General features: G+C 47.4%; 25 protein-coding genes and 1 pseudogene. 14 read left to right on the top strand and 12 right to left on the bottom strand.

What is annotated here, in order from left to right:
* Window positions 1–61 precede the first annotated feature (61 nt).
* On the bottom strand, window positions 62–352 hold the full coding sequence (locus tag SHEWANA3_RS02965) for a hypothetical protein (protein ID WP_011715762.1): 291 nt from the start codon (window positions 350–352) through the stop codon (window positions 62–64).
* 255 nt (window positions 353–607) lie between these two features.
* Between SHEWANA3_RS02965 and SHEWANA3_RS23865 the strand changes: the two genes are divergently transcribed.
* The gene (locus SHEWANA3_RS23865) at window positions 608–733 is read left to right on the top strand and encodes a hypothetical protein (protein ID WP_011621366.1); all 126 of its coding nucleotides are present in this window, start codon (window positions 608–610) and stop codon (window positions 731–733) included.
* Between the two features lie 80 nt (window positions 734–813).
* On the opposite strand, the gene SHEWANA3_RS02955 is transcribed toward SHEWANA3_RS23865, so the two are convergent.
* Window positions 814–1,143 carry a hypothetical protein gene (locus SHEWANA3_RS02955; RefSeq protein ID WP_011621365.1) on the bottom strand — a complete coding sequence of 110 codons (330 nt, stop codon included), beginning with the start codon at window positions 1,141–1,143 and terminating at the stop codon, window positions 814–816.
* A gap of 221 nt (window positions 1,144–1,364) precedes the next feature.
* On the opposite strand from SHEWANA3_RS02955, the gene SHEWANA3_RS02950 reads away from it, so the two are divergent.
* Window positions 1,365–3,020, top strand: a complete 1,656-nt coding sequence (locus SHEWANA3_RS02950) for a mechanosensitive ion channel family protein (RefSeq protein ID WP_011715761.1) — start codon at window positions 1,365–1,367, stop codon at window positions 3,018–3,020.
* A gap of 79 nt (window positions 3,021–3,099) precedes the next feature.
* Here the strand turns inward: SHEWANA3_RS02950 and SHEWANA3_RS02945 are convergent, their stop codons facing one another.
* On the bottom strand, window positions 3,100–4,812 hold the full coding sequence (locus tag SHEWANA3_RS02945) for a formate--tetrahydrofolate ligase (protein WP_011715760.1): 1,713 nt from the start codon (window positions 4,810–4,812) through the stop codon (window positions 3,100–3,102).
* Window positions 4,813–5,052: 240 nt separating this feature from the next.
* Between SHEWANA3_RS02945 and SHEWANA3_RS02940 the strand changes: the two genes are divergently transcribed.
* The gene (locus SHEWANA3_RS02940) at window positions 5,053–5,943 is read left to right on the top strand and encodes an aldo/keto reductase family oxidoreductase (RefSeq protein WP_011715759.1); all 891 of its coding nucleotides are present in this window, start codon (window positions 5,053–5,055) and stop codon (window positions 5,941–5,943) included.
* Between the two features lie 54 nt (window positions 5,944–5,997).
* Here the strand turns inward: SHEWANA3_RS02940 and SHEWANA3_RS02935 are convergent, their stop codons facing one another.
* Window positions 5,998–6,828, bottom strand: a complete 831-nt coding sequence (locus SHEWANA3_RS02935) for a MaoC/PaaZ C-terminal domain-containing protein (RefSeq protein ID WP_084796712.1) — start codon at window positions 6,826–6,828, stop codon at window positions 5,998–6,000.
* 397 nt (window positions 6,829–7,225) lie between these two features.
* Here SHEWANA3_RS02935 and SHEWANA3_RS02930 point away from each other — a divergent pair, with 397 nt between their 5' ends.
* Window positions 7,226–8,011, top strand: coding sequence for a methyltransferase domain-containing protein (locus tag SHEWANA3_RS02930; RefSeq protein ID WP_011715757.1), 786 nt, complete (start codon window positions 7,226–7,228; stop codon window positions 8,009–8,011).
* Between the two features lie 142 nt (window positions 8,012–8,153).
* Here the strand turns inward: SHEWANA3_RS02930 and SHEWANA3_RS02925 are convergent, their stop codons facing one another.
* Window positions 8,154–9,050: a TraB/GumN family protein gene (locus SHEWANA3_RS02925; protein ID WP_011715756.1), complete on the bottom strand. Its 897-nt coding sequence runs from the start codon at window positions 9,048–9,050 to the stop codon at window positions 8,154–8,156.
* Between the two features lie 48 nt (window positions 9,051–9,098).
* On the opposite strand from SHEWANA3_RS02925, the gene SHEWANA3_RS02920 reads away from it, so the two are divergent.
* Complete coding sequence (locus SHEWANA3_RS02920) at window positions 9,099–9,407, top strand: hypothetical protein (RefSeq protein ID WP_011715755.1); 309 nt, start codon at window positions 9,099–9,101, stop codon at window positions 9,405–9,407.
* 138 nt (window positions 9,408–9,545) lie between these two features.
* Complete coding sequence (locus tag SHEWANA3_RS02915) at window positions 9,546–11,300, top strand: GGDEF domain-containing protein (RefSeq protein ID WP_011715754.1); 1,755 nt, start codon at window positions 9,546–9,548, stop codon at window positions 11,298–11,300.
* A gap of 15 nt (window positions 11,301–11,315) precedes the next feature.
* Here the strand turns inward: SHEWANA3_RS02915 and SHEWANA3_RS02910 are convergent, their stop codons facing one another.
* Window positions 11,316–11,840, bottom strand: a complete 525-nt coding sequence (locus SHEWANA3_RS02910; protein WP_011715753.1) for a DUF3016 domain-containing protein — start codon at window positions 11,838–11,840, stop codon at window positions 11,316–11,318.
* Between the two features lie 272 nt (window positions 11,841–12,112).
* On the opposite strand from SHEWANA3_RS02910, the gene SHEWANA3_RS02905 reads away from it, so the two are divergent.
* Both SHEWANA3_RS02905 and SHEWANA3_RS02900 read left to right on the top strand, forming a co-directional pair.
* A complete protein-coding gene (locus SHEWANA3_RS02905; protein ID WP_011715752.1) occupies window positions 12,113–12,421 on the top strand; it encodes a hypothetical protein in 309 nt (102 codons plus the stop codon).
* Between the two features lie 149 nt (window positions 12,422–12,570).
* The gene (locus SHEWANA3_RS02900) at window positions 12,571–12,885 is read left to right on the top strand and encodes a hypothetical protein (RefSeq protein ID WP_011715751.1); all 315 of its coding nucleotides are present in this window, start codon (window positions 12,571–12,573) and stop codon (window positions 12,883–12,885) included.
* 6 nt (window positions 12,886–12,891) lie between these two features.
* On the opposite strand, the gene SHEWANA3_RS02895 is transcribed toward SHEWANA3_RS02900, so the two are convergent.
* Window positions 12,892–13,401 carry a DUF4240 domain-containing protein gene (locus tag SHEWANA3_RS02895; protein WP_011715750.1) on the bottom strand — a complete coding sequence of 170 codons (510 nt, stop codon included), beginning with the start codon at window positions 13,399–13,401 and terminating at the stop codon, window positions 12,892–12,894.
* A 124-nt stretch (window positions 13,402–13,525) separates the two neighbouring features.
* Here SHEWANA3_RS02895 and SHEWANA3_RS02890 point away from each other — a divergent pair, with 124 nt between their 5' ends.
* The 4 genes and pseudogenes from SHEWANA3_RS02890 to SHEWANA3_RS02875 all read left to right on the top strand — a co-directional run bounded on the left by SHEWANA3_RS02890 (window position 13,526) and on the right by SHEWANA3_RS02875 (window position 16,182).
* Window positions 13,526–13,909 (top strand): hypothetical protein, encoded by a 384-nt coding sequence (locus SHEWANA3_RS02890; RefSeq protein WP_041412923.1) that lies wholly within the window; start codon window positions 13,526–13,528, stop codon window positions 13,907–13,909.
* A gap of 74 nt (window positions 13,910–13,983) precedes the next feature.
* Window positions 13,984–14,781: pseudogene (locus tag SHEWANA3_RS02885) on the top strand (response regulator).
* A gap of 146 nt (window positions 14,782–14,927) precedes the next feature.
* Entirely contained in the window at window positions 14,928–15,200 is a 273-nt protein-coding gene (locus tag SHEWANA3_RS02880) for an HU family DNA-binding protein (protein ID WP_011715748.1), read from the top strand.
* A 289-nt stretch (window positions 15,201–15,489) separates the two neighbouring features.
* On the top strand, window positions 15,490–16,182 hold the full coding sequence (locus SHEWANA3_RS02875) for a TorF family putative porin (RefSeq protein ID WP_011715747.1): 693 nt from the start codon (window positions 15,490–15,492) through the stop codon (window positions 16,180–16,182).
* A 62-nt stretch (window positions 16,183–16,244) separates the two neighbouring features.
* On the opposite strand, the gene rimK is transcribed toward SHEWANA3_RS02875, so the two are convergent.
* The 4 genes from rimK to SHEWANA3_RS02855 form a co-directional block, all read right to left on the bottom strand.
* Window positions 16,245–17,150 carry a 30S ribosomal protein S6--L-glutamate ligase gene (rimK, locus tag SHEWANA3_RS02870; protein WP_011715746.1) on the bottom strand — a complete coding sequence of 302 codons (906 nt, stop codon included), beginning with the start codon at window positions 17,148–17,150 and terminating at the stop codon, window positions 16,245–16,247.
* Between the two features lie 166 nt (window positions 17,151–17,316).
* Window positions 17,317–19,035: a GGDEF domain-containing response regulator gene (locus tag SHEWANA3_RS02865; RefSeq protein WP_011715745.1), complete on the bottom strand. Its 1,719-nt coding sequence runs from the start codon at window positions 19,033–19,035 to the stop codon at window positions 17,317–17,319.
* A 9-nt stretch (window positions 19,036–19,044) separates the two neighbouring features.
* On the bottom strand, window positions 19,045–19,479 hold the full coding sequence (locus tag SHEWANA3_RS02860; protein ID WP_011715744.1) for a response regulator: 435 nt from the start codon (window positions 19,477–19,479) through the stop codon (window positions 19,045–19,047).
* The gene (locus tag SHEWANA3_RS02855; protein ID WP_011715743.1) at window positions 19,476–21,635 is read right to left on the bottom strand and encodes a CHASE domain-containing protein; all 2,160 of its coding nucleotides are present in this window, start codon (window positions 21,633–21,635) and stop codon (window positions 19,476–19,478) included. The genes SHEWANA3_RS02860 and SHEWANA3_RS02855 overlap by 4 nt, the downstream gene beginning before the upstream one ends.
* 315 nt (window positions 21,636–21,950) lie before the next feature.
* Between SHEWANA3_RS02855 and SHEWANA3_RS23425 the strand changes: the two genes are divergently transcribed.
* Complete coding sequence (locus SHEWANA3_RS23425; protein WP_011070882.1) at window positions 21,951–22,127, top strand: hypothetical protein; 177 nt, start codon at window positions 21,951–21,953, stop codon at window positions 22,125–22,127.
* Window positions 22,128–22,231: 104 nt separating this feature from the next.
* Here SHEWANA3_RS23425 and SHEWANA3_RS02845 read toward each other — a convergent pair whose 3' ends face one another.
* The gene (locus SHEWANA3_RS02845; protein WP_011715742.1) at window positions 22,232–23,194 is read right to left on the bottom strand and encodes a PDC sensor domain-containing protein; all 963 of its coding nucleotides are present in this window, start codon (window positions 23,192–23,194) and stop codon (window positions 22,232–22,234) included.
* 280 nt (window positions 23,195–23,474) lie between these two features.
* Between SHEWANA3_RS02845 and SHEWANA3_RS02840 the strand changes: the two genes are divergently transcribed.
* On the top strand, window positions 23,475–24,830 hold the full coding sequence (locus tag SHEWANA3_RS02840; RefSeq protein ID WP_011715741.1) for a flavohemoglobin expression-modulating QEGLA motif protein: 1,356 nt from the start codon (window positions 23,475–23,477) through the stop codon (window positions 24,828–24,830).
* Window positions 24,831–24,852 lie beyond the last annotated feature (22 nt).

Raw genomic sequence — 24,852 nt, 5'->3', positions numbered from 1 at the left:
AGCGCTCGATGACTCATCCAAGTCATCAAGAAATACAATAAGTTAAAATGTAAAAGTTGATTTAGCGGAGAGTAGGTGGCGCGCGGCTTAGGTAAACACTGACGTGTGTGGAGAAGCTAACGGGTAAGACAAATTCACAGACATCGAACCGCTGTACCGCTAAATCGAGCTTAAGCGGTTGGGTGAGCAGAATTTTATTCAGCTGATGTTGATGGAAGCACAGGGTACAGTGCGTCTTTGCCCCATCATCAAGGTGGGTCACACTATGGGCTGAGGCAACAAAAGACAGCAACACCAATACGGCGGCAAGCCATATCGAAATTGTGCGTCTTATGTGACTGTGCAGTCTCACTCAGTCGTCCCCATAGTAAAAAAGTGGCACAAGTTTAAGTCAGGCCACTAGCAAGTTGCAATAAGGTAATAGGCGCCCAATGCGTTACAAGATATTTACCATTGCAACTTTAGGATGAAAAACGCACAACAAAAAACCGGCTCAAGTTGGCAAAAAGAGTTATTTAAGATTAGCTTAAGTCAGTAAAACTATGATGTGCCCAGTGTAATACTGGCTAATAAGTCATTCTATTCAACCCAGCAAAAGGCAACCCAAATGCTAGCATTCTTTCGTGAAAACTTAGGATTAATCTTAGGGATAGTGATTTTCGGCGCAGTAATTTTGGGCGGGATTTATTACGTAGAACACTCACTCGAGAGCCAAGAGCAGGTTATCCAATAACTCAGCCCTAGCCTAAACCAAGTTGAGCCTGTGCGATAACCCCTGCGCGGCTCGACTCGGTTAATCTAACGCCCTCACCTCTAGCGATACTTTTGCCGTTGATCGCTATCGTCTTGCTTCTCTGGCGCCTCAATCGTTTGTAGTTGATCCATAAAATGGCTCACCAGCAGCAACATCACACAGAAGATCATCACAGGGATCAAAAAATGCCGCGTCGAGGCATCGAAATAACTGTATAAACCCGTCAGCACACTCGCATAAAAGCCAAATAATTTTAACTTCAACAGTTTAGGATTGTGTCCCAGCCAAGCTGAACAATGGGGACATTGCACTTGAGCGTGAAAGCCCTTTCCGCGCTGTTGGGTAATTTGGGCAATTTTGATTGACTGATGGCAATGGGAGCACAGCATTTAGAGTAGGTTCCTCGACATGGGGCGCTAAGTTTATCAGAATTTCCCGCCACTCAGTCGAACTAATTAGCGCAGTGGTTTCAAAACCTCACTCCCATAGCGAAAGCTGCAAACCAGCGCACAAATTTTATACTCAGATAGCATTTTATGCGGTTCTAATTTTACAGTATTTAGCGCAGCTCCTATTATGTACCTACCTATTTTTATTGAAGATAACGCCTATGCGCCGCTCACTCATATTCATGTTCGCTCTCAGCTTTCCCCTGCTATTGAGTACCGAGGTTTTCGCGACGGATGCAGCCGAACCCGTTGCCGCCACTCAAACCGCTACCGTCCCTAACGAAGCCCAAAACGAATTAATTACGCTAAAGTCAGCGATTAAAGAGGATATTGCGCGCTTATCCCAATCCCAAGGTGAGTTGCGCACCATTGTTGAATATCGCATTCAAAACAAGACATTGCAGTTACGCAATAAGATTAAAGTGCTGTTAGAAGATGAGAACTACGATAAAGCCTTTATGTTGGCATTGGTGCAAGAGCAGCTGACATTTAATCTTAAAATCAACGACTACTTCAATGATATTGTGACCAAGTTGTCCCATAAACTCGGCTCGGCGGATGATGAGTCGACCTTACTCGAAATCTCTAAACGTGAGCTCGATAAGGACAACAACTACAAACAACGACTCGAGACCTTAAACTGGCTCGGCCAAATGGGCGAAGATGTCGCAGCGCAGAAAGCGGAGCTGACCCAAATTCTCTTAAGTCGCGCCGATAACTTCGATAGCTTTGTCACTTTTACCCAGCAGCAGTTACAAAATGCAGTTAACGCCGCCACTAATGCCGGTAAAGATGTGACCGCCGCGCAAACCAGTCGCGTCATGCAGCTAAAGGACAGATTGGCGCTCAATAGCCAGAGCCTTAGCATAGATATCGACTTACTCGATGCGCTCGAGCAAAACACCGCCTCACTGAAAAAGACCCTGTTCAGTATCTCAGGCGATATCACCCAGGATGTCTTGAGTATCGATGTGGCCTCAAGCTTAGTCGAACAATGGCTGCATACGGCCAAAGAACAGTCCATCAACCATGGCCCGACTTTAGTCTTTAAGCTATTTATCTTCTGTATGATCCTGTTTGTCGCAAGCCTTGCGGGCAAACTGGCGAAGAAGATTGTGAGTAATACCGTTAGTAACTCTAAGTTAAATTTTAGTAAGTTACTGCAAGACTTCTTTACCTCGCTCTCGGGAAAAGCGGTCTTCACTATCGGTGTACTGATAGCCCTGTCCCAGCTTGGCATAGAGTTAGGCCCGTTATTGGCAGGCTTTGGTATCGCCGGTGTGATCATAGGTTTCGCCCTGCAGGATTCACTCTCGAACTTTGCCTCGGGCATGATGATTTTGATCTATCGTCCCTACGATGTGGGTGACTTGATTAGCGCGGCTGGTGTAACTGGTCGAGTTAGCCATATGAGCCTAGTCTCCACCACAATTAAAACCTTAGATAACCAAAGGCTTATTATTCCAAACAACAAGATTTGGGGTGATACCATTAACAATATTACCGCCGAGCACCAACGCCGCGTCGACATGACCTTCGGCATTGGCTATGGCGACAATATTGAGCACGCCGAAGCCGTGCTTAAGTCGATTGTGGAAGCGCATCCTAAGGTGCAAAAAATCCCTGCACCGCTCATTAAGCTGCACGTTTTAGGGGAGTCCTCGGTCGACTTTATCGTCCGTCCTTGGGCTAAACCCGAAGATTATTGGGATGTGTATTGGGATATTACCCGCGAAGTGAAAATGCGCTTCGATGCCGAGGGCATCAGCATTCCTTTCCCGCAGCGCGATGTACATATTTACCAAACCAGTAAATAACGCTTCGCCAAGGCGAGAAGTAAACAAAAGGCGCAATCCTAGATTGCGCCTTTTTCATGATATTCGAACTGCTAATCGATTAACCTAAACCGGTAATCTCACCATCGGCGCCGATATCAACCTTTAAATAGCCCGGAACTAATCCAAGTCCCGGCATAGTCATCACATTCCCCACCAGCGCGGTAATAAATCCGGCTCCAGCATTTAACACTAACTCGCGCACTGGCACGATAAAACCTTGCGGTACGCCTTTAAGTTGAGGGTCATGGCTAATGGATAAGGGTGTTTTTGCCATGCAGACGGGTAAATCGGCGTAGCCAAGGGCACTGAGTTCTTGTAATTGCAACTTAGCCGCCTCGGATAAACTCACCCCAGTAGCGCCATAGCCAACTTCGGCCAAGGTCGATAATTTCGCCTCAAGCGCCATTTCATCGGGATATAGCAGGGTAAACTCGCTTGGCTGCTCACAGGCGCGCATGACGGTTTGCGCCAAGGTCAGCGCCCCCGCCTCACCTTGGCTGAAAGCCTCGCTAAGCTCGCAGCCAAAGGCGGCAGTGCCCGCAACGGCTTCAATCAACCAGTTAAGCTCGGCATCCGTATCGGTTGCAAAGCGATTAATAGCCACCACAACGGGAATACCGTAACGCGCCACATTGTTGATATGCCAGTTTAAGTTGGCAAATCCCGCCTCGAGACGGGCTTGGTCGGGCGCATTGATATCCGCATCCGACGTCAAGCCGCTATTTGCCTTCAATGCCTTTAAGGTGGTCACTAACACCGCAGCGCTCGGGGCTAATCCAGACTGGCGCGCCTTGATATTACAAAATTTCTCAAACCCCATATCGGAGCCAAAACCACCTTCCGTTACCACAAAATCGGCCAATTTTAAGGCGATATCGTCGGCAATCACCGACGAGTTACCATGGGCAATATTGGCAAATGGCCCTGCGTGGATAAGACAAGGCGCACCGTTTAAAGTCTGCATCAAGGTAGGTTTTACCGCATCCGCCATGATCGCCGTCATCGCGCCGGCAACCCCAAGGTCTTCCGCGCTAATAGCCGCACCTTGACGATTGACTGCCAGCACAAGCTTGCCAATACGCGCGCGCATATCCGCCAGATTACGACTGAGTGCAAGAATCGCCATTAACTCAGAGGCAGCGGTAATATCAAAGCCAGAGGTGTAAGCTGGGCCATTATTTTCACCCAGCCCAACCTCTATTTCACGTAAACAGCGATCGTTATGGTCGACCACCCTATGCCAACGGATGCCATTAGGCGCTATATCCAGGTAATTCTGCCCAGACTGCGACTCAAATTCGGCCTTGCCTAAACGTGTTTCATGGTACAGCCGAGAGGCTATCGCCGCCGCGCCAAGATTATGGGCACTGCTGACGGCATGAATATCACCCGTTAGATGCAGATTCAGCTCCTGCATGGGCACCACTTGGGCGTAACCGCCACCAGCAGCGCCACCTTTCACCCCAAAAACCGGGCCCATACTGGGCTGTCGAATACAGGCGCACACCTTGTTACCGAGCGCTTTGAGGGATTGGGTTAAGCCAATGGTGGTGACGGTTTTGCCTTCGCCGTGGGGCGTAGGTGTCACGGCGGTGACAATGATCAGTTTGCCCTGTTGCTGCTCGGCTAAGCGCTGCTGCGCACGTAAATCGACCTTGGCTTTAGTCTTGCCAAAGAGCTGCATCTCATCGGGCAATAACCCAAACTCGGCGCCAAGCGCTGCGATATCTTTTAGGTGCGCACGGCGCGAAATATCCATATCGGTTAGCATGGGTCATCTCTCCCTTGGGTATTTTGGTATCCCCGCTCGGCATGCGAGCAAGAAATACAAAATAGGTATGCAAAATCGGTAAGTATCAGCAACGGCTGATTGAATATGGCGGATATTAGGTGATTAGCTTTAAGATATATAGCCATCGAAAGGGTTAATGAGCGATTCCTTAATCTGCATCAAATAAATCGACTCGGGTCCTTTCCCCTACAAAATTCAGATTCCCAAAAGAGAAACAACATGAGCGGATCCCCTTTTAGTTTTTCAGAGTTTGTTGCCGGCTTTTGGCGAATGCACAGTTGGCAAATGTCACCCGCCGAACGGCTTAACCTGATAGAACAATATATAGACCTAGGTGTGACCACTATGGATCACGCCGATATTTATGGCCAATACCAGTGCGAAACCCTGTTTGGCGAGGCGTTAGCGCTAAAACCCGCCTTAAGACAGCAGATGCAATTGGTCAGCAAATGTGGCATTAAGCCCGCCTTCGATTGTCGCCCAGAGCGCTACGTAAACCACTACGACACCTCCAAGGCACATATTATTGCCAGTGTGGAGCAATCACTAAAGCAGCTGAAAACCGATTATTTAGATCTGCTGCTGATCCACAGACCCGATCCTTTAATGGACGCCGATCAAGTGGCCGAAGCTTTTGCTGACTTAAAACAGGCGGGCAAAGTGCAACACTTTGGTGTATCTAACTTCACCAACACGCAGTTTTCATTATTGCAGTCGAGATTAGCTGAGCCCTTAGTCACCAATCAAATCGAAATTTCACCGCTAATAATGGCGAGTTTGCACGATGGTACTCTCGATTTATGTCAGGAGCGGCGCATTCGGCCTATGGCTTGGTCATGTTTGGGCGGCGGTAAGATCTTTGATAATAACCATCCACAGGCCATTCGCCTGCAACAAACCTTAGCGGTCATCGCCGATGAGATTGGTGCCCAAGATATCAGCCAAGTGATTTATGCCTGGGTACGGATGTTACCGAGTCGGCCCGTGCCGATTATCGGCAGTGGCAATATCGCGAGGATAAAAACGGCGGTGGCCGCACAGTCACTCACCCTAGACAGGCAGCAATGGTTTAGTATCTGGCAAGCATCAACCGGACGCAGCGTGCCTTAGCGCTGCAAACAACACCAACAAAAACGGCGCCTTAGGCGCCGTTACTCATCATGCTTAAAGCTGCACTTCACCACTGAGGTGCGGTCTACGACCTTTACTGTCACGCAGCTCAAACACCCACTTGTCTTGTGATTTTTCGTAACCAAATCCCACTTCTGCGGGCATCAGTAACGGTAGCTTAAAGGCCACATCGACCACGAAGGGACGCTCACCAATCTCAGGCATTAATTCCGCTAAACAGCGCGCCTTAGACCACATACCGTGGGCCAGCACACGGTCAAAACCGAAACGTTTGGACAGCACGGGATGCAGGTGGATCAGGTTATAGTCGCCTGATGCTTTGGCATAACGACGACCTAAATCTTCACTCAATTCCCATGATTGGGGTGAGTCCCAAGCCATCTCGAGCGCCTTAGGAGGACGAACGCGGCGGCCAGCGGTCTCGATACGATAGAGGTAAGTCGACAACGATTCCCACACCAGCTCTTCGCCCACAAAGGCCTTAGAGACAAATTCAAACTCTAATCCTGAATCGGTTTCACGGCTGGTCGTTAACGCGCATTCGAGGGAGAACACTTCATCGACTGTCGTCGGACGATAGACTTGAATACGGTTCTTTAAATGGATCATCCCCAGCAGCGGGAAAGTAATACCATCGTGGGTAAAAATCACCGCGTGTAGGCGAAATGCCATCACATACAAATAGGTTGGCGGTAATATTTTACCGTCGAAATTAAAGCCACACACTTGGGCATATTGGCTAACTTTGGCCTCGGACACTTGCACATTGGGCGCCGACACCTTGATATAAGGTAAGGGCTGTTGATCCCAACCGGGCTTACGACCAAAGAAAATCTTGCGATAAAGAGAAAACAGCGAGGGCATCGCGTTCAATTCAACACAATATGCATTATTCAAGTCTGAGTACCTTTTAATTAACTATCCCTACGCACGAATAACCAGAAATACCCCGTACAGATGCATAACATCTGAAAAATCAAAAAGCTCACGAGTGTAAAACAGGCAAAACTGTGTCTAAAAAGGGCTGATGCTGACTCACCGAATGGACAGCTAAAGAGTCAGGTTTATCGAAAACGGCGTGATTATACCCCAGCGGATAGAGTTCTGGATATCCCCAACTTTACTGTGATTTTTTATCCCATTAAAAATCAATATATTATAAAAACATGGTCCTGTATGACTTTGCCTTATCCACACTACGAGTGCGAAAATATTACGCCTGTGCGACACTATCGCCCCCAGTCTTTAACTTAGTTAACCCGTGCAAGATAAGAATTTCGATAAACTCGCGCAAAAATTCGCGAAGAACATTTATGGCACCCCTAAAGGTGAAATCCGTGCCGCCGTGTTATGGCGCGATCTCGCTCCCGCCTTGGCGCAATTTGGCGATAAAAAACTGCGGATTTTAGATGCGGGCGGCGGCTTTGGTTATTTCAGCCAAAAGCTGGCACGTCTGGGCCATGAAGTGGTGCTGTGCGATATTTCCGCTGAAATGCTTGCCCAAGCGAAAACACAAATCGATGCCAGCGACACGCCATTTGCTATCCGTTTAGTGCACGCGCCGATTCAGGCCCTCTCCGTCGCCGAACATGGCAGATTCGATCTTATCCTTTGCCATGCCGTAGTCGAATGGCTGGCCGATGCGAAAACCACCATGGAAGGCTTGCTGACCATGCTTAAGCCCAATGGGCTGTTTTCGCTGATGTTTTACAATAAAGAAGCGATGCGCTTCCATGCATTAGTGTCGGGTAATTTCGACTATGTTGCCGCCGATCTTAAGGTGAAGAAGAAGGTGCGCCTCACGCCCACGCACCCGCTTTATATTCATGATGTTAAACAATGGTTTGCCGAATGGAATATGGATCTGCTGCGCGAGTCGGGTGTGCGAGTCATTCACGACTATTTGAAAAAACATCAGCCAGCGGATTTTGACTATCAAAAGCTGCTGACGATGGAGCTCGAGTATTCCCAACGCGAGCCCTATATTTCGCTCGGTCGTTATGTGCATTTTCTGGGGCAAAGCGCCGCAACCGACACATCCGCATAAGCTCGCGAAACAATAAAGGACGCCAAGGCGTCCTTTATTGTTTCATCACCAGATGATTCGACCCTAGTTCTGTGCACTAAGTGTATTCAACCCCAGTGCGTTCAAATCCAGAATCCCCCCAATCATCCGTCATATAGCTATATCAGTCACATTGATCACGCCAACAGGCGGTTACGGTTGCGCCCTTCTGTTTAAGCAGTTGCACCACGCTTTTATCACCCACCACATGGCCAGCGCCCACCACCACAAATAGCGGTTCACTGGTGGCTTCTGCGGTCATTAACCTCATCATGCCATCGGCCATGACTTTATTGCGCTGCCAGAGAATTTTATCCAGCATCAGGGTGTCGCCCTCCCCGCCGAGCTGCTCCTGCATCAAAGTATCCAGCGCAGTTTCATCACCGGAGCGCCACGCCTCAACCAGTGAGAGTAGTTCGGCATCAGAGGCATTAATGGCTTCGCGCACCATAGACCACTGAACTTGGCTATCGAAGGAGGACAGTAATTGGAACTGCGACTCAGCCGTCTCTAGCTGATACACAGGCTTACCCGCACGGCCAAGCAACTGCATATCGACACCATAGTCGGTGCTAAAACCTAAGCTATTGTAGCGCAGTAGATTAAGTTGAGATGCCTGCAACCAAGGCGCAAAGGCTTGAATCGACTGGCATAGGCTTGCTTTGTCTTCACAATAGTGGCGCATCACCTCTATCGTTTGTTTGTCCCGGCTCTGCCAATCTAGCCCCTGTGCGTGAGTCGCCATACCATACTTTTGCAATAGGGCACGGCTGTCGATTTTATTGGTATCGATTTCAACCACCAATCCCTTGGACTTGGTAAATGCCGCTTCCACTTGCGCCGGCATAGGATAAAAATCGGCACGGCCGATATGAATCGAGCCCAAAAGGTAAGCGGATTTCCCCTGCCATTGCACCTGATAAAACGGCGGTTTATCCGTCTGTGCCGCCCAACCCGACGCACTGGTAAACATTGCGACGCCGCACAGCGCCAGTAATAGTCGCCATCGACTTGTTGCCATATCCTTTGCCCCTTATAATTCCTGCAAATTTTGCAATGAGACGCTGTTATGCCACACACTAAGGTTATAGAGCAACTGAAAGAAAATCTTCAAATCGCCTATCGCCAAGCCATAGACGCTGACGCTAAGTTAGATGAATTGAAAAAAGCGGGCCATGGGAAATTCACTAGCATCTTCACCGCCGAACAGGGCTTTATCGTGTCGAGCAACCGCTTTTTGCCCTATGTGCAAGAATTGGTGGACGACCTCACTAAGCTGCAACAACAGAGCAGCCTAGATCCCGCCGCACTGGAAACCTTAGTGCGCCAACTGGCCACCCTTCTCAAAACCCTGCACGCCTTCAAAAAGCAAAGCTAATTCAATAAACGCTGAAATATCATCAATTTCAGCGTTTGCTCTCATTTCCTGTACACGGGTTTTCGGCAAACAAAATTGTCATCATTTTGTCATTTCTAAGTCATAGACTCCGCAAACATTGTCGTGGGGGCTGAAGTAATGACGAGTTTAGATCTGGCAAAAGAGCTTGATAAGATAATCGCAAAGGGGGCTATCAGCCCACTTTTTCAGCCCATATTCAATATCTTGGAACACAAGATCCACGGATTTGAAGCGCTCAGCCGTGGGCCTGAGCATAGCCCGCTCTACTCACCCATTCCACTGTTTAAAACCGCGGAACATCAGGGTAAATTGAGCGAACTCGAGACACTCTGCCGCCGCATTTCGCTGGAGCAATTCAAACTACGCCAGTTCCAAGGCCGTTTGTTTATTAATATTTCCCCTAAGGCCCTACTCGGTCCCACTCATCCAAAGGGCATGACGCTGCAACTGCTACAGCAGCTGGGTATTTCACCGTCACAGGTGGTGATTGAGTTATCGGAGCAATATCCCGCAGACGATATCGACTTACTGAAATCTTGCCTGAATCACTATCGTAGCCAAGGTTTTATGACCGCTATCGATGACTTGGGAGCGGGTTATTCGGGTTTACGGCTCTGGTCTGAGTTATCGCCCGACTATGTAAAAATCGATCGCCACTTTATTCACCAAATCGATTCGACCCCGGTTAAACAAGAATTTGTGCGCTCGATTGTCGAACTGTGCCAGAGCCTCACCTGCAAAGTGATTGCCGAAGGGATTGAAACCCAAGAGGAACTCGCAGTACTCAAACAGCTAGGCATAGTCTATTGCCAAGGCTATTTACTCGGACGCCCCGAGGCGCAGCCGAGCCGCGCGATGAAAGCGACCTTAGTGCCGAATAATACTCAAGTGCAGCCCAGATACAGTGAATCCGCCGAAAGCCTCTGCACCAGCGCCATAACAGTGGTGCCGACACTCAAGCTTAAGCACTTAAGCGATACCTTTAGCTCTCAACCCGCCTTACAGGCCGTGGTAGTGGTGCAAGATCAACTGCCGCTAGGGATTATTAGTAGAGCGACTTTGCTGGAGCTTTTTAGCACGCCCTATGGTCGAGCCCTGCATGAAAACCACGCCGTCAGTGAAGTGATGGACCCGCAAGTGTTGCAGATTGAAGCCAACGAGCCCCTGTCGATCGTGAGCCAATTACTGACCTCGGAGAGCGCCAATACCGTCGCCCAGCAATTTATCATTCTGCGCCGTGGCAAGTTGCTCGGCATTGGCCACACTAAAGATTTGCTACAGCGGATCACCGAGCACAGGATCAAGATGGCAAGGCATGCCAATCCGTTAACGGATTTACCCGGTAATGTGCCTATTCAGGAAGAACTCAAACGCCTCAGAAACCAACAAAAGCCCTTCTACTTGGCCTATTTTGATCTCTGTCAGTTCAAGCCCTATAACGATATTTACGGTTTCTGCCGCGGCGATGAGGTGATCTGCGAGGTCGCCAATCTGTTAGTGAAATACAAGACGGACAACTGCTTTATCGGCCATGTCGGTGGCGATGACTTTGTGGTGATCAGCACCTGCGAGCAACTCATCGAGCGCTGCCAACGGATATTGACCGATTTTGAGGCCAACAAGTCGCTCTTTTATAGTGCAGAGCATTGGCAAGCCCAAGAAATGCTCGCCGATGACAGGCAAGGACAAGCCTGTTATCACAAGTTAATCAGCCTGTGTGTCGGCGTACTTACTCCCGCCCATACCTATAACTGCAATGAACATAGCCTATCGACCTTGAGTGCCAAGGCAAAAAAACAGGCAAAATCCGCGAGTAACGGATTTTGCCTGTTAGAAGAGAGAGACATAAGCCCCCAAGCATTGAGTGCCTAGGCTGGAATTATCAGCCTAGAGTTTCGGTGCAACGGTCTTTTTTAACCAATCACTTAGCATTTTGGTTTCATAGTTAAATGGCTTGTCATTTAACGGCTGAATGCCCGTCATAAAGCCCATATCGGAGAGCTTTTCATCCCCGGCGATGATGACTTTGTCATTTTCAAGCACTTGATAACTAAAGGTCATGCGCGGCGGATAGATCTCTTTGATCACCCGTAAATCATCGGCGGTTGCCCCAAAGGTTGGACGCATATCCCCGGCGAGATCGACATCGGTCACCGTCATCTCTAACTTTTGATTCGGTTTTAAGACTTTTGCCGCTTCTTTATTGATATTCGTAGTTAAAGTATCAAATAAACGCTGTTCATAACGGGACTGAATTTCGCCCGATGACTTAATATCACGGAAATCTTTTGGGTTTTGCCAAACAATCTTAACCACCCCATCTTCTGTCACTGGGTCGGTTTTCGCCTCGTCTGCGGCCCATACAGCACTGCAACTCAACACACTGGCGAGTAATAGGAACTGAACTTTCATATTTGCCTCCTAGGCCTCATTGTTTCTGCCATATACCGTACAAAATCTAACCTGAACTTCAGCTTAATGCAAAATCGTATTTATGACAGCATAGACTAAGTAAGCTTTTGTATAGATTGGTAAATAACTTAAGTTAGTCGCTATCAATCCGTATCTTTTTGTATCTTAACGCACCAAACGAGTGCAAAGTTATTAATTTGTGATCATTTAACGCGCATCTTACTTAAAAAAGTATTATCCTTCGCTCAATCTTTTATGACCACGACTCAAAAATGAAATTCCCCGTTGTACCCGTGTTTGTGTTAATCCTCTTTACATGCTTTGCCAGCGCCATTTGGTTTATCTCCTCGGGAGAGAAAGACACGCGCCCCGAAACTTGGTCATCCTTTATTTATACCCATGGTTATGATTCTGGGAAGTATAAGAAAATGGATAATTTCGACAGCTATGAAGCCTGTCGTGACTATGCCAAAGAGCAATCTTCCTTTTACGATAATGTGCCTTGGGAATGTGGTCTAAAGTGCGGCTTCGATTCCCGTAAACAGGGTTTTCAATGCCAAGAGATGCGAAACGAGCAGTAAGATAGCGGTTCAGCCAAGGTTCAAGATCCCTCCAGTATGCTTAATTTCTCAGCAATACCTTTGGTTTTGTTTGTCATGGATGCACGATGAAAGCCAAACGACGATTTAAAGACTAACCGATTATCGGTAATTTAAATTTGGAGTGATCTATGAAACTAACAACCGCAAAGCTACAACAACCTATGATGGCAAAGCTTGCCTTACTGACACTGCTCACCCTAGGCACACTCATCAGTTTACCTAGCCATGCCACCACCCTCAGCGCTGCGCAGCAGCAAGTGGTGAAATCGCACTTTGATAAACTGGCTCAGTCACAACAGCAGGCAGAAGAGCGCATGACTGAGCAGCTCGACCAAGACTTTAGCCGCGAATTAGTGGAGCAAGAGCATCAACTGATGCGCCAGACTTGCCCTCGCTACGGCATGACCTTCGATATCAGCCGCAATGCCTGCTTACGCTCGTAAGCCAAATTAAAACGGAAAACGCGCACTAAGCTCAGGATATTGCTGCTTTAAATCTTTGGGCTTAGTGCTAAATTTTTTACCCGCAGGTGTCGCCTTACCCGATGGCATAAAAGGCAACTCCTTACCCGTTCTGTCTTCAAATAGTTGACCCGCGATCAAGTCGTAATCTTCGATAAAAGGATAGGCATAGCCGTCTTTCTCGGGCCATGCTGATAACTGCGCCAAAGTGTCGGGATTGGCAATCACCGCCTCATAACGGTCCTGCCCAAGTGAGATCAGAAACGCGCGAAATTCAGCAAAGGCATAATCGGAATCACAGCCCGTGATGATATAAGCCGCTCCCCACACCGACCATAAGTAGCTTCGGCGCATCTGTTGGCCAAACAATTTATCGAAGGCTTTTAACTCTTCGTCACTCAGCGCTGCCAACTTTTGCTTTAATGCCTGCGCTAAAGATTCCTGGGATTGCGCTGGCTCACTGCGGGTCACTAAGTCCCAAAATTCTACGTCTGTCATCACTTAACCTAATATTGAATGCCCAAGCAAAGGCGTATTCTACATGATAATACGGTTATGCTGGACTCAGTTCGGGGCTTTTCCTACACTTGCTCCACTTAAAATAACCAATAAACCCAAGTCAATGCCTAAACGCCTTATTCTACTGATTGCCCTCTACACCCTCTTTGCCGTAGTCGCGCTACTGCGTGCCGTTACCACAGGTTCGTTCGATCTCTTTAGCTTAGGCGTTTTGCCAGTTTTGTTTGGCATACTCACTCAGGCGCCTTGGTCTAGCTTAGTGCTGAAAATTTATATTGGATTACAAACCTTAGGCCTGTCGGCATTGGGGATTACTGCGATTATCGCCTATCAAATTACCCCGCAGGACGTAAAAGTGGTGGTTGAAGGCCACAACATCCCTATGTTGCCCTTAGTCTTAAGCATCATTGCCTTGTTATCTGTGCAGTATTGGATAGCCTTTTCCCGCGTCAGCCATAATTATTTAACCGCAAAGGTAAAAGCATAAGCCTGTTTATTGCTAAGCCCTTGTTTATAGCCTAAGTTAACGGCTCCCTAAAAGACCTGATAAAGCCAGCCACTATGACTCATTTATCGCCCAGCGAACTCTCGATTCTCATTGTTGAGCCATCGGAAACCCAGCGCCGGATTATCATCAAGCGCTTATAGCAAGAAGGCATTATCAGCATTCAAAATGCGGCTGATTTGGCTCAAGCGAAAGAACTGATAGCCCGCCACAAACCAGATCTCATCGCCAGCGCCATGTATTTTGAAGATGGTACCGCGACCGAGTTTTTAAGCTACCTGCGCACCAACAGTGAATACAAAGACATTCAATTTATGTTGGTTTCGAGCGAATGCCGCCGTGAGCAATTGGAGATTTTTCGTCAGTCTGGCGTGGTCGCTATTCTGCCAAAGCCCTTTAATGCCGAACACTTAGGCAAGGCGTTGAATGCAACTATCGATTTACTCAGCCATGATGAGCTCGACCTAAGCCACTTCGATGTGCATGACGTGCGTGTACTCGTGGTTGATGACAGCCGCATGGCGCGCAATGTGATTAAACGTACTATTGGCAACCTGGGGATCAAGCAGATCACCGAAGCGGAAGATGGTGCTCAAGCCATTGAGTTAATGCGTAATAATATGTTTGACCTGATTATTACCGATTACAATATGCCCAGTGTCGATGGTCTAGCGCTCACCCAATTTATCCGTAATGAAAGCCAGCAATCCCATGTGCCTATCCTCATGGTGTCTTCGGAGGCAAATGATGCTCACTTGAGCAATGTCTCGCAGGCGGGTGTCAATGCGCTGTGTGATAAACCCTTCGAACCCAAATTGGTGAAGCAGCTCCTATATCAGTTGCTCGAAGAATAAAACCTAAGTCACGAACGGGGCAAATATTCTGCATTTTTGTTACTTATAGGACACAAGCCCGCAGCAAAGGGCTTTCCAACGGCTAAACCTTGTGGCATGTTAGGCACGCTGACTTAATAAATCTACGGAAAGAAGAGACAATAAAGATGAACAAAACTGAACTTATTGCCAAGATTGCAGAAAATGCCGATATCACTAAAGCTGAAGCAGCACGTGCATTGAAATCTTTCGAAGCAGCTATTACTGAATCAATGAAAAACGGTGACAAGATCTCTATCGTTGGATTTGGCTCTTTTGAAACCACGACTCGCGCAGCTCGTACTGGCCGTAACCCACAGACAGGTAAAGAAATCCAGATCGCTGAAGCCACTGTGCCTAAGTTTAAAGCGGGTAAAACCTTACGTGATAGTGTGAACTAATTCGCTCGACATCATTCTATAAAACGCCTCCTTTGTGGGGCGTTTTTTTTGCCCAGCGAAAAGCATGAAAGATGATTTTTTGCACAAATACAGTGCGCACACCGCTCCATTTTTGAGCATTTTTAAACATTTAATTAACAATGATTTTGTAACCATTTGTTTTTAATGATGTTCAAATAATGGCATGTGATTAGCAATTCCCTTATCAGAAAAAACCATGATGCACCAATGTCACCCGCTCGGTGGTGACATGAGTGAATCGATAAATAAGTCAATCGAGGGGATGAGAATGAGAAAATCACTGTACAGCGTTTTGGCATTATCGACGGGATTGTTACTAACCACCAACGCCTTTGCGGCGGTGTCCGGCAATATTGGCGGCACGTCTAACTATCTATGGCGCGGGGTCACTCAAACCAATGACTCGGTCGCAATCCAAGGAGGCATAGACTATAGCCATGACTCTGGATTCTATGCCGGCACTTGGGCATCGAATGTCGACTTTGGCGACGATACCAGCTATGAGTTGGATCTCTACGCAGGCTACGGCGGCAACATCACCGAAGACCTCAGCTACGATATTGGCTACCTTTACTATGCCTATCCCGATGCCGAAGGCAGCATCGATTTTGGTGAACTGCATGGCGCTATCACCTGGAAATGGTTTGAACTCAGTTACTCACAGGTGATCAATGCGGGTGATGATGTCGCAGCCGAGCCATTAGATAACAAGGACATGAGTTACCTTGCGGCCACGGCATCTTTCCCGCTGACGGATAAACTCAGCCTGTCTTTGCACTACGGCTACTCCAGTGGCGATGTGGTTGAATCTTGGTTTGGCGAAGATAACTACGCAGATTACAACGTTACTCTGAGTGCCGATACCAGCATGGGAACCGTGTCATTTATGGTGTCGGATACAGATCTGCAGGGTGATGATGCCAAGGTAGTTTTAGGCTATTCCTACGGCTTTGATTTATAAGATTAAGCACTAAATTAAGCGCGAGTAAAACAAAAACGCCGCGATAATCGCGGCGTTTTTTATTAGGCAATCACGGCGCGATTCGATTTACGCGCCGATACCATCTTCTCAATGTACTCTACGATGGGTTCAGTGACCGAAATCCCCGTGGTCTGCTCAATCCCTTCGATACCGGGCGCCGAATTCACCTCAAGGATCAACGGACCGCGATTCGAGCGTAAAATATCGACCCCAGCCACCACTAAGCCCATGGCTTTCACTGCGGCAACCGCCATCTTGCGCTCCGCAGGGGTGATTTTCACTTTCTCACCACAGCCACCTAAGTGCAGGTTAGAGCGAAAATCTCCTTCGGGTCCTTGGCGCTTCATCGAAGCCACCACTTTATCGCCGACCACAAAACAGCGAATGTCGCTACCGTTGGATTCCTTAATATATTCCTGCACCATGATATTGGCTTTCAGCCCTAAAAAGGCTTCGATCACGCTCTCGGCAGCGGTTTTGGTCTCGGCCAACACCACGCCAATTCCTTGTGTGCCTTCCAGCAACTTAATCACTAAGGGCGCGCCGCCCACCATGTTAATCAAATCGGGAATATCATTGGGTTTATTGGCAAATCCAGTAATAGGCATGCCTATGCCTTTGCGGGAAAGCAATTGCAGCGCGCGTAACTTGTCCCGTGAACGCGCGATTGAAATAGAGTCATTGGCGGCAAATACCCCCATCATTTCGAACTGGCGCACTACCGCGCAGCCATAAAAGGTCACGCTGGCGTGAATGCGCGGGATAATGGCATCGAACCCCGTTAATTCTTGGCCTTGGTAATGAATGCTCGGCTTGATGGAGTTGATATTCATGTAGCAATTCAAGGTATTAATAACCACAGCCTCATGACCACGGCTCTCGCAGGCCGCCACTAAACGTCGGGTGGAATACAACTCAGGGAACTGGGATAAGATACCTATTTTCATTGCCAAATGACCAAATTAAACACTGTGATTGAAGCTCTGAGCACACTGCATCAGAAAGGGGCGCTGATATTTGTCTATTGCTGAGTGTAAAGCAAGAAAATATTCCTCACCAGACGAAAACCTCGGCACTAGCCAAACGTAAGATAATCTTCACAATTTAGGGTCATTATTTTGTAAGTAGTGGAGTAATGTACTTGGCCTCAAATTCGCTCGCTTCTAAGGGCCGCGAAAATAAATACCCTTGGAGCACATTGCAATTTCGTGCGGTGCAAAACTCGGCTTGTTCAGCCGTTTCAATGCCTTCGGCAACCGATGTCACGTTAAAACCATAGGCGAAATTGAGTAATGCCGCGAGCAACCGCGTATCTTTGTCATCCTTATCGTAGGAGGCAATAAAGCTCTTATCAATTTTTAATACACTGATTGGAAAGAGCTTTATATGTTCTAGGGATGAAAAGCCTGTGCCGAAGTCATCGAGTGCGAATCGTACTCCAAGTTGCGCAATTCTATCGAGCACCTTGGCATGTTCATGGGGTTCTTCAATCAAGCTGTTTTCGGTAATCTCAAGCTCTAGCGCTTTCGCATCTAATCCCGTGACCTCGAGGGCATGGACAATTTTTTCATATAGATCAATGTGTCCAATTTGCGATGCCGACAAATTCACCGCAATGGTAAAGCTATGTCCAACGGGGGTTAGCCGCGTGAGCCATTCCTGCGCTTGACGACAGGCTTCGATAAGCACCCAGTCACCGATTTCTTCCATCAGACCAATTTCCTCTGCAATGGATAGGAATTGATCCGGTGCAATCAAACCATCTTGCGGATGCAACCAACGGATTAACGCCTCCATCCCTATCACTTGATGGGTTTGAGAATCTACTTGTGCCTGATAATAAACCTTGAATTCATTCTGCTTTAGCGCCATGCGCAAGCTGGACTCGATATGATTACGGTAACGAACTTCTTTATCTAAGGCCTCAGAATAAAACTGAATTTGGTTGCGCCCCATTTTTTTGGCGCGATACATGGCAATATCGGCGCATTTCATCAACTCAGAGCTATCGGAGGCGGCCTCATTATAAAAAGCCACGCCGATACTGGCGCCAATCATCACATCGTTTTCACCCAGGCAGAAAACCTCCTCAAAGGCCTTAAGCAGGCGATTGGCGACTATCATAGGGAAATATTTGTAGTCATTGTCGGTCACGAGTACTACAAACTCATCCCCACCTAAGCGGGCGATCACATCACCATCTCGCAGCACTGAGCTTAATCGCGAGGCGACTTTGACGAGTAAGATATCGCCAGTTTGATGACCTAAAGTATCATTAATTGCTTTAAAATCATCTAGATCGAGCAAAATAACTGCAAGAAAGTCATTGCTGCGTTTTGCTCTTGCGATGGCACGATTTAGGCACAGTTCAAACCCGTAGCGGTTCACTAATTTGGTTAGAGAATCATGCTCAGCCAACTCTTTGAGTTTTTGATGGCTATTTCTTAGGGCCAAGGCCATGGAGGAACGTTGTTTGGCGTAACGAATCGCACGGCTTAAGATCCGTGAATTGACTTCATCTTTTAACAGAAAATCCTGCGCGCCCAGCTCAATACAACGCTGCGCCAGTTTCTCATCCTCATAACGACTCAGCATCACCACCACAGTTTGGTCTTGAGTCATCGAATTGAGTTTGATCAGCACCTCTAAACCATTGGCATCGGGTAATAGATAATCCAACAAAATACCGTCGAAATGCCTTTCGAGAGCCAAGTTAAGGCCATCGAAAGCACAATTTGCCTCAACCACATTGAAGGCTAATTTGGACTGTCGCAGTGCCCGAATAATCGCAGTTCTATCGACTTCATCATCATCGATCAGTAGTAAATCCATATACACACCCTATACGGTTGGAAGCTCCACTATGCGCCAATAACCTTCCAACATATTGAAAATGTTGTTGAAACCATCCTTAATATCCGTTTTCACCATATAGCCTGCGACATGGTGACTATAAGCCTTCATCCGATCCTCATCGGTACTCGAAGTCGTGAGCATAAATACCACGGAGGAAGACAGGGTTGGGTCGGAGCGAATATGTTCAAGGAATTCAAACCCATTCATTCTGGGCATATTAAGATCGAGCAAAATGAGGTAGGAACCTTTTATCGCTTCGCTGTGGGTCAAAATACTTAATGCTTCTAGGCCATCTCGTGCACGTACTAAGGGGTTGAGCAATCTCAGTTGCTTCATCGCCCGCTGCACCGCCATATAATCCACATCATCGTCATCGACCAACAAAATCGTCACTTGTTTGTAGTTATTGGTGCTGCTCATATCCCCTCCTTGTTGACTATGCGCATCGGCCAGCTAAATCGAAAACAACAACCACGTCCCTCTGATTCTAGTTGAATTTTTCCACCAAGACTTTCTACCGTCTTTTTGACTAGCGACAAACCTAAACCGCTCCCCTCCACTTCATCCCTCGGCCTAAGCGTTTGGAACATCTCAAATACCTTGCCATGGTATTTAGTGGATATGCCTGGACCATCATCGATAACACTAAACCAGTAATGGGTGTTGGAGGCACTACACACCACTTTAATCACACCTTCAGCCTGATCATGGTGTTTAATCGCATTACTGAATAAATTCCTTATCACTAATTCGAGCAGAGTTTTTACGGTTTTAAATTGTGGGAAATTTCCTTCGAGCTCGAGGGAAAAGCCCTGCGGCGGTGCGACTAAGGCGAACATATCCTCAATCAGTTGCCGTGAATCGACATCGACAATCTCCGCATCGACTCGCCCAATCCGCGAAAACATCAGCAAACCATCGAGTAGCAACACCATACGTTGGATACGACTTTGGATTAACCCTAAGTATTTTTGAACGTTTTCGTCCATGTTCTCAGACAAATCTTCACTTAACCAACTCGTTAGCTGTTCAATACCCCGCAGTGGCGACTTAAGATCGTGAGAAGCGATATAAGCAAACTGGTCGAGTTCCTTGTTGATGCGCTCAAGTTCAGCCGTATGCTCAATCCTTTGCGCTTCGATCCGTTTACGCTCCGACACATTGTTTATCGTTGCCAGAATCGACACGCCATTGCTGAAGTGAATCGGTGTTAGCCCAACTTCAATCGCCAAGCGAGTCCCATCTTTGCAACAACCGAACAAGTCGTCCCGCAGTGACATGTTTTTCGCAATCGGTTGGGCGAGGTAACTGCCCATATGTTGCTGATGTATTTCCCTTAACCCCTCGGGTAATAACATATTGATTGAACGCCCGAGTAACTCATCCCGTGCGTAACCAAAGAGGCGTTCGGCATGGGTGTTCACTAAGGTGATAATGCCTTTTCTATCCACCATAAAGAGCGCACTAGGTGAAGCTTCAATCACGAGGCGGAAGCGTTTTTCATTGGCAATTAACTCTGCGGTTAACCTCGACTCTTGATAACGATTTCGCGCCATCGTCAGCACTGAGTAAAACAAGGCTAAGATAAACGCACTCCCAATAACCTGAAGCCACACACTTTGGGTTTGTTCCGCGCTTGAGATAAAGCGTGATTCAGAGGACACCTCTAAACGCCAAACTTGGCCTTCCATGGTTTCTAGCTGGGATTGATAAAACACATCATTTGTAGAGGGCAAGGCTTTATGGCTGCTAAACATCAGGCTCTCGTTGTTGGCCTCCATACCATCGTAAATCGCCAGTTTTAATCCCGAAAAACGTTTCCCCATAATGCCTTGCATCAGATCATTCATACGGAATGGGGCGTACACCACGCCGATGGCCTGTTGCTTACGTTCTTCCTCCGTCATCGGCTGACCGCGGTATAACGGGACATACATTAAAATACCGGCTTGCGCATCATCAGGGGTTTCTTGCACTAGAGTCACTTTACCCGATGCGGTGGGGAGCCCTGTGGCAATGGCGTGTAAGATGGCAGCCCTGCGGGTTGATTCGGAGCACATATCGAAGCCAAATGCCCGTTGATTGCGCCAGTCAAATGGTTCTAAGTACTTAATCGCACAATAGAGATCTCTGTCCCCAACAGGGGTCACTCTATAGTCATCGAATCCTTCCTCTTGCACTTCTTGAGTAAAAGCCTCCACAGTTGCAGGCGTTAAGAGTTGCGCAAAGCCTAAGCCTTGAATCCCGGGGTAATATTCGGATAAACGAGCATTAGAAACATAGAGTTGCCATTCACGGCGAGACACTCCATCCGAGGCGAGAAATAGTCCTACGCCGCCTCGTAATACCTGCTCATAGGCAGTCATACGACTGCTGACGGCACCAATAAGATCTTGAACATTATTGTTAAAACGCTCATCACCCCGATCTCGTAAATATTCTTCAAGCACATACCAAGAGAGCCCCATAAAAAAGACGGCGGCGAGTAACATCAACCAACTGGAGCTGATCACACTGGCATAAAAGCTTTTAGAGCTGTTGAAGTTGAAAGAATCAGGGAAACTATCCTTGTCCATACCCGCTAAATCCCTAGCATTGAAGAAGATTAAACACTGATCCAAGTGTTGTTGGTGTTTTAGGCAAATTCAAGTCTATCCGACTATTTAAGTAGGAATTAACTTAGAAAATAAAAATAATGAGTTATGCGCTAAATCACAAAATTCAGCGGTTGCTGAATGAGTACTAAAATAGCGTGACAATATGACAAGCTTACAGGGTCAATACCCCGCTTTACGGGAAGAAAATTTTACGTTCAGTCGTAAAATTTTTTGCTTTTCTGCCACACTCTTTTTAGATAGAAAGGCGTTAGGAACAACAATGAGGAATTCGTTATGGCTCATATTACTGAAGTCGTGCCCAACGATACTGAAATTGAGGCAATGACCACTCCAAGAAACAGCAAAGCAGCCGAGGCAATGCAACATAAGCGTGAGATAAAGAAACGCTTAGAAGATTACCTCGAACGCGCCGAGTTAAGACGTGCATTAGGAGATGACGACTTATTCTAAGCTTCCCGTTCCCTTAAGGCGTTAGGTTACTCAAAACCTGCGTTTTTCTAAAAGCCTCACCCAGCTCCTAGGGGCTGGGTGTACAGTTTACTATTATTTTGATATTACTTTTTGCCACTCTTATAGGCCTGAGTTTTGATCAGCAGCCATTCCGCTTTTGCCCCAAGATACACATAAGCCCCTAATCCGACTAATAAACCCACTACAGCAAGCATCATCCAAATCGCCGGCTCGATATATTGTTTCTCCCCCAGTGACGCCTTAAACATGGTCAATAAGGCCTCAATTGAAATGGCGATCAAAATCGTTGATACAAAGCGAGTGATGGTTCGGCGGGTGGAGCTATGACGAAAAATATCCTTATGCATTAATACTTCTTCCTCCAGAATTGTTTTCCCGAGGTCGAAGATCGCTAACGCTAAGGTCATAAAGATAATGATCCCAAAGGGTTGCAATGGGTCTTGCCCGACTTGCTCCACCACAAATAACCCATAAATATCCCTGAGCGCCGTCCATAGTAGCACCATCACCAGCACAAAAAGCCCTGCGACTATCACGCCATACACGGCTTTAAAGGCTGGTGTGACCCGCCGACGAGCACTGTCGCCCATCATAAATTCAATCATTCGCGTCAAATCCACATCGACGACTAGATAGCCCAGCTTTTGCTCCTGCTGCACAATCGCTAAGGAGGCCGATAAACATAAGTTCCCGCTGGCATTGGATAAATAAGGGCGAGTGATATTAACCCCATCAGACTCATCCCTATTGGTAAAATAGGGCCGTTGACTACGGTCGCGATTACCGCCAAGGGGCACTAACTTGATCTGCTGATCGACCACTGCGATATTTTGGCTAATTTGCACCCCTTGGGTATCGAGCAAATACATCAGCTCGACAAAGGGATAACTACCCGCAATACCCTTCATGGCCTTGATATCGACTTTTGGTTGGTGAAATAAGTCCGCATCGGCAATGCCCGTTAAAATAGACTCCATCAGCTCATGCACTGTGGCCTCATACTCGTGATAACGCTCAATCACACTCAAATAGCTCATTGCAGCCATAACTCTCTCCCATTGACGTTATCCGATTGTTCACACACGAAAAGCAGCTTTGATGCCAGCAAAATAAGTTAATGTTTAACAATGAGTTATGAGATTAAACCAACGCAGTCTCGCGCCAAAATAAGTCGCATTGCACCAAAATGATTCATTAAACCGATAACTTGTCAGTAATTTAATCGACAATATTCAATTGCTTGAAGGGAGAAACCTATAAATGCAGCGGCTTTACCGCTATGATTAAGCTAATTTTTATCGTCCAAGTCGCAACAGGATTACGGGAATGTCAGAGTCGTTAGCCCAGTATCAAGAAGATTTACGCCGCCTTTCCGATGAGCTTATCCGCATCCAAACGCCGATTAAAATTTTAGATGCCATCAAATGGCCACGGGAAATGGAAGAGCGTTTTCTCTCCAGTAAAGGCACGGTTCTGCCAGCGATTAGCCAAGATTTTTATCAAAAAATTGCCTTGCCCTTCGATCCCGTTAAAACTCAAGCCGAGCTGCTTGACCTAAAACAAGAAATCCATCGCCGTTTAGGTAAAAAAGACAAGCTGGGTAAGATCTTAGTTGCTAACGTCGATCAATATCGCCTGGTTGTCGATATGCTAGGCCATCGAGGAACACCCGTCTTTGGTCAGCTGAGCCAAGAACTCTACGGCAGCGCCAGCCACAGACTACATGGCGATCGCCACACCCTACGCCAATTGGGCGATAAACTCAGCTATATCTTCTCCCTGCCCGCCGCAAGGCATATGAATAAGCATCATCCCAAAATCATTAGCGCCCCCGAAGCCGTGAATGTGCTGAGCCAGCGATTGGAAAAATACTTCCACAGTGATGATATGCGGGTGCGCTTGAGTGACGGGATTGTGTCCGATGCTGCCGTGGGTGGCGATACGGTCAAACTCAACAGCAAAGCCATGTTCAGCGAGTCAGATCTCAATGTGTACGAAGTCCATGAAGGTTGGGTGCATGTGGGCACCACCCTCAATGGCCGTGCTCAGCCCCATGCTACTTGGCTTAGCGTCGGGTCTCCCCGTGTCGCAGCCACCCAAGAAGGGCTTGCCGTGTTACTCGAAATGCTCACCCTGAGTTCAAACCCAGGTCGTGCCCGCCGGATTAGCGACCGTGTCGCTGCGGTAGATATGGCGGAAAAGGGGGCGAACTTTATTGAAGTATTCAACTATTTTAGGGAATTAAATCTTAGCGCTAAGGACAGTTATCGGGTCACGCAAAGGGTGTTTCGTGGCGGCATGGTCGAAGGTGGCAGCTTTTTTACCAAAGACATTTCCTATGTGCGCGGCTATGTCGAAAACATCAACTTTATCCGCAGCGCCATCACATCGGGTTTACCCGAACTGATCCCTATGCTGTTTTTAGGCAAGCTGGCCATCGAAGACATTCCTGTACTCTATCAAGCTTGCCAAGAAGGGATTCTCACGCCACCTAAGTATTTACCGCCGATGTTCGACAACTTCAGCGGCCTGTATGCTTGGTTTGGTTTCGCCTCAGGATTAGCAGGAATCGATCTGAAAGGGGTGCAACGTCACTTCACCCGCTTATTTAAAGACGTCCCCAGTATCGACCCAAGCCTAGAGTTACTCGACGACACTGAATTTGATAATAACTCAGATTAAAATCCCATTCACATTGAAGGCT

Source organism: Shewanella sp. ANA-3 (assembly GCF_000203935.1).
Taxonomy (GTDB): Bacteria; Pseudomonadota; Gammaproteobacteria; order Enterobacterales; family Shewanellaceae; genus Shewanella.
The sequence above is the reverse complement of the archived record's forward strand: the minus strand, read 5'-3'. Positions and strand labels throughout refer to the sequence as shown.

Excerpts from the sequence above, each read along its gene's own strand:
- SHEWANA3_RS02950 (WP_011715761.1), top strand. The coding sequence starts at position 1,365 with ATGCGCCGCTCACTCATATTCATGTTCGCTCTCAGCTTTCCCCTGCTA.
- SHEWANA3_RS02905 (WP_011715752.1), top strand. The coding sequence starts at position 12,113 with ATGAAATTCCCCGTTGTACCCGTGTTTGTGTTAATCCTCTTTACATGC.
- SHEWANA3_RS02895 (WP_011715750.1), bottom strand. The coding sequence starts at position 13,401 with ATGACAGACGTAGAATTTTGGGACTTAGTGACCCGCAGTGAGCCAGCG.
- SHEWANA3_RS02875 (WP_011715747.1), top strand. The coding sequence starts at position 15,490 with ATGAGAAAATCACTGTACAGCGTTTTGGCATTATCGACGGGATTGTTA.
- SHEWANA3_RS02915 (WP_011715754.1), top strand. The coding sequence starts at position 9,546 with ATGACGAGTTTAGATCTGGCAAAAGAGCTTGATAAGATAATCGCAAAG.
- SHEWANA3_RS02910 (WP_011715753.1), bottom strand. The coding sequence starts at position 11,840 with ATGAAAGTTCAGTTCCTATTACTCGCCAGTGTGTTGAGTTGCAGTGCT.
- rimK (WP_011715746.1), bottom strand. The coding sequence starts at position 17,150 with ATGAAAATAGGTATCTTATCCCAGTTCCCTGAGTTGTATTCCACCCGA.
- SHEWANA3_RS02855 (WP_011715743.1), bottom strand. The coding sequence starts at position 21,635 with ATGGACAAGGATAGTTTCCCTGATTCTTTCAACTTCAACAGCTCTAAA.
- SHEWANA3_RS02945 (WP_011715760.1), bottom strand. The coding sequence starts at position 4,812 with ATGCTAACCGATATGGATATTTCGCGCCGTGCGCACCTAAAAGATATC.
- SHEWANA3_RS02955 (WP_011621365.1), bottom strand. The coding sequence starts at position 1,143 with ATGCTGTGCTCCCATTGCCATCAGTCAATCAAAATTGCCCAAATTACC.
- SHEWANA3_RS23865 (WP_011621366.1), top strand. The coding sequence starts at position 608 with ATGCTAGCATTCTTTCGTGAAAACTTAGGATTAATCTTAGGGATAGTG.
- SHEWANA3_RS02900 (WP_011715751.1), top strand. The coding sequence starts at position 12,571 with ATGAAACTAACAACCGCAAAGCTACAACAACCTATGATGGCAAAGCTT.
- SHEWANA3_RS23425 (WP_011070882.1), top strand. The coding sequence starts at position 21,951 with ATGGCTCATATTACTGAAGTCGTGCCCAACGATACTGAAATTGAGGCA.
- SHEWANA3_RS02890 (WP_041412923.1), top strand. The coding sequence starts at position 13,526 with ATGCCTAAACGCCTTATTCTACTGATTGCCCTCTACACCCTCTTTGCC.
- SHEWANA3_RS02865 (WP_011715745.1), bottom strand. The coding sequence starts at position 19,035 with ATGGATTTACTACTGATCGATGATGATGAAGTCGATAGAACTGCGATT.
- SHEWANA3_RS02925 (WP_011715756.1), bottom strand. The coding sequence starts at position 9,050 with ATGGCAACAAGTCGATGGCGACTATTACTGGCGCTGTGCGGCGTCGCA.
- SHEWANA3_RS02840 (WP_011715741.1), top strand. The coding sequence starts at position 23,475 with ATGTCAGAGTCGTTAGCCCAGTATCAAGAAGATTTACGCCGCCTTTCC.
- SHEWANA3_RS02860 (WP_011715744.1), bottom strand. The coding sequence starts at position 19,479 with ATGAGCAGCACCAATAACTACAAACAAGTGACGATTTTGTTGGTCGAT.
- SHEWANA3_RS02920 (WP_011715755.1), top strand. The coding sequence starts at position 9,099 with ATGCCACACACTAAGGTTATAGAGCAACTGAAAGAAAATCTTCAAATC.
- SHEWANA3_RS02935 (WP_084796712.1), bottom strand. The coding sequence starts at position 6,828 with ATGCCCTCGCTGTTTTCTCTTTATCGCAAGATTTTCTTTGGTCGTAAG.
- SHEWANA3_RS02845 (WP_011715742.1), bottom strand. The coding sequence starts at position 23,194 with ATGGCTGCAATGAGCTATTTGAGTGTGATTGAGCGTTATCACGAGTAT.
- SHEWANA3_RS02880 (WP_011715748.1), top strand. The coding sequence starts at position 14,928 with ATGAACAAAACTGAACTTATTGCCAAGATTGCAGAAAATGCCGATATC.
- SHEWANA3_RS02940 (WP_011715759.1), top strand. The coding sequence starts at position 5,053 with ATGAGCGGATCCCCTTTTAGTTTTTCAGAGTTTGTTGCCGGCTTTTGG.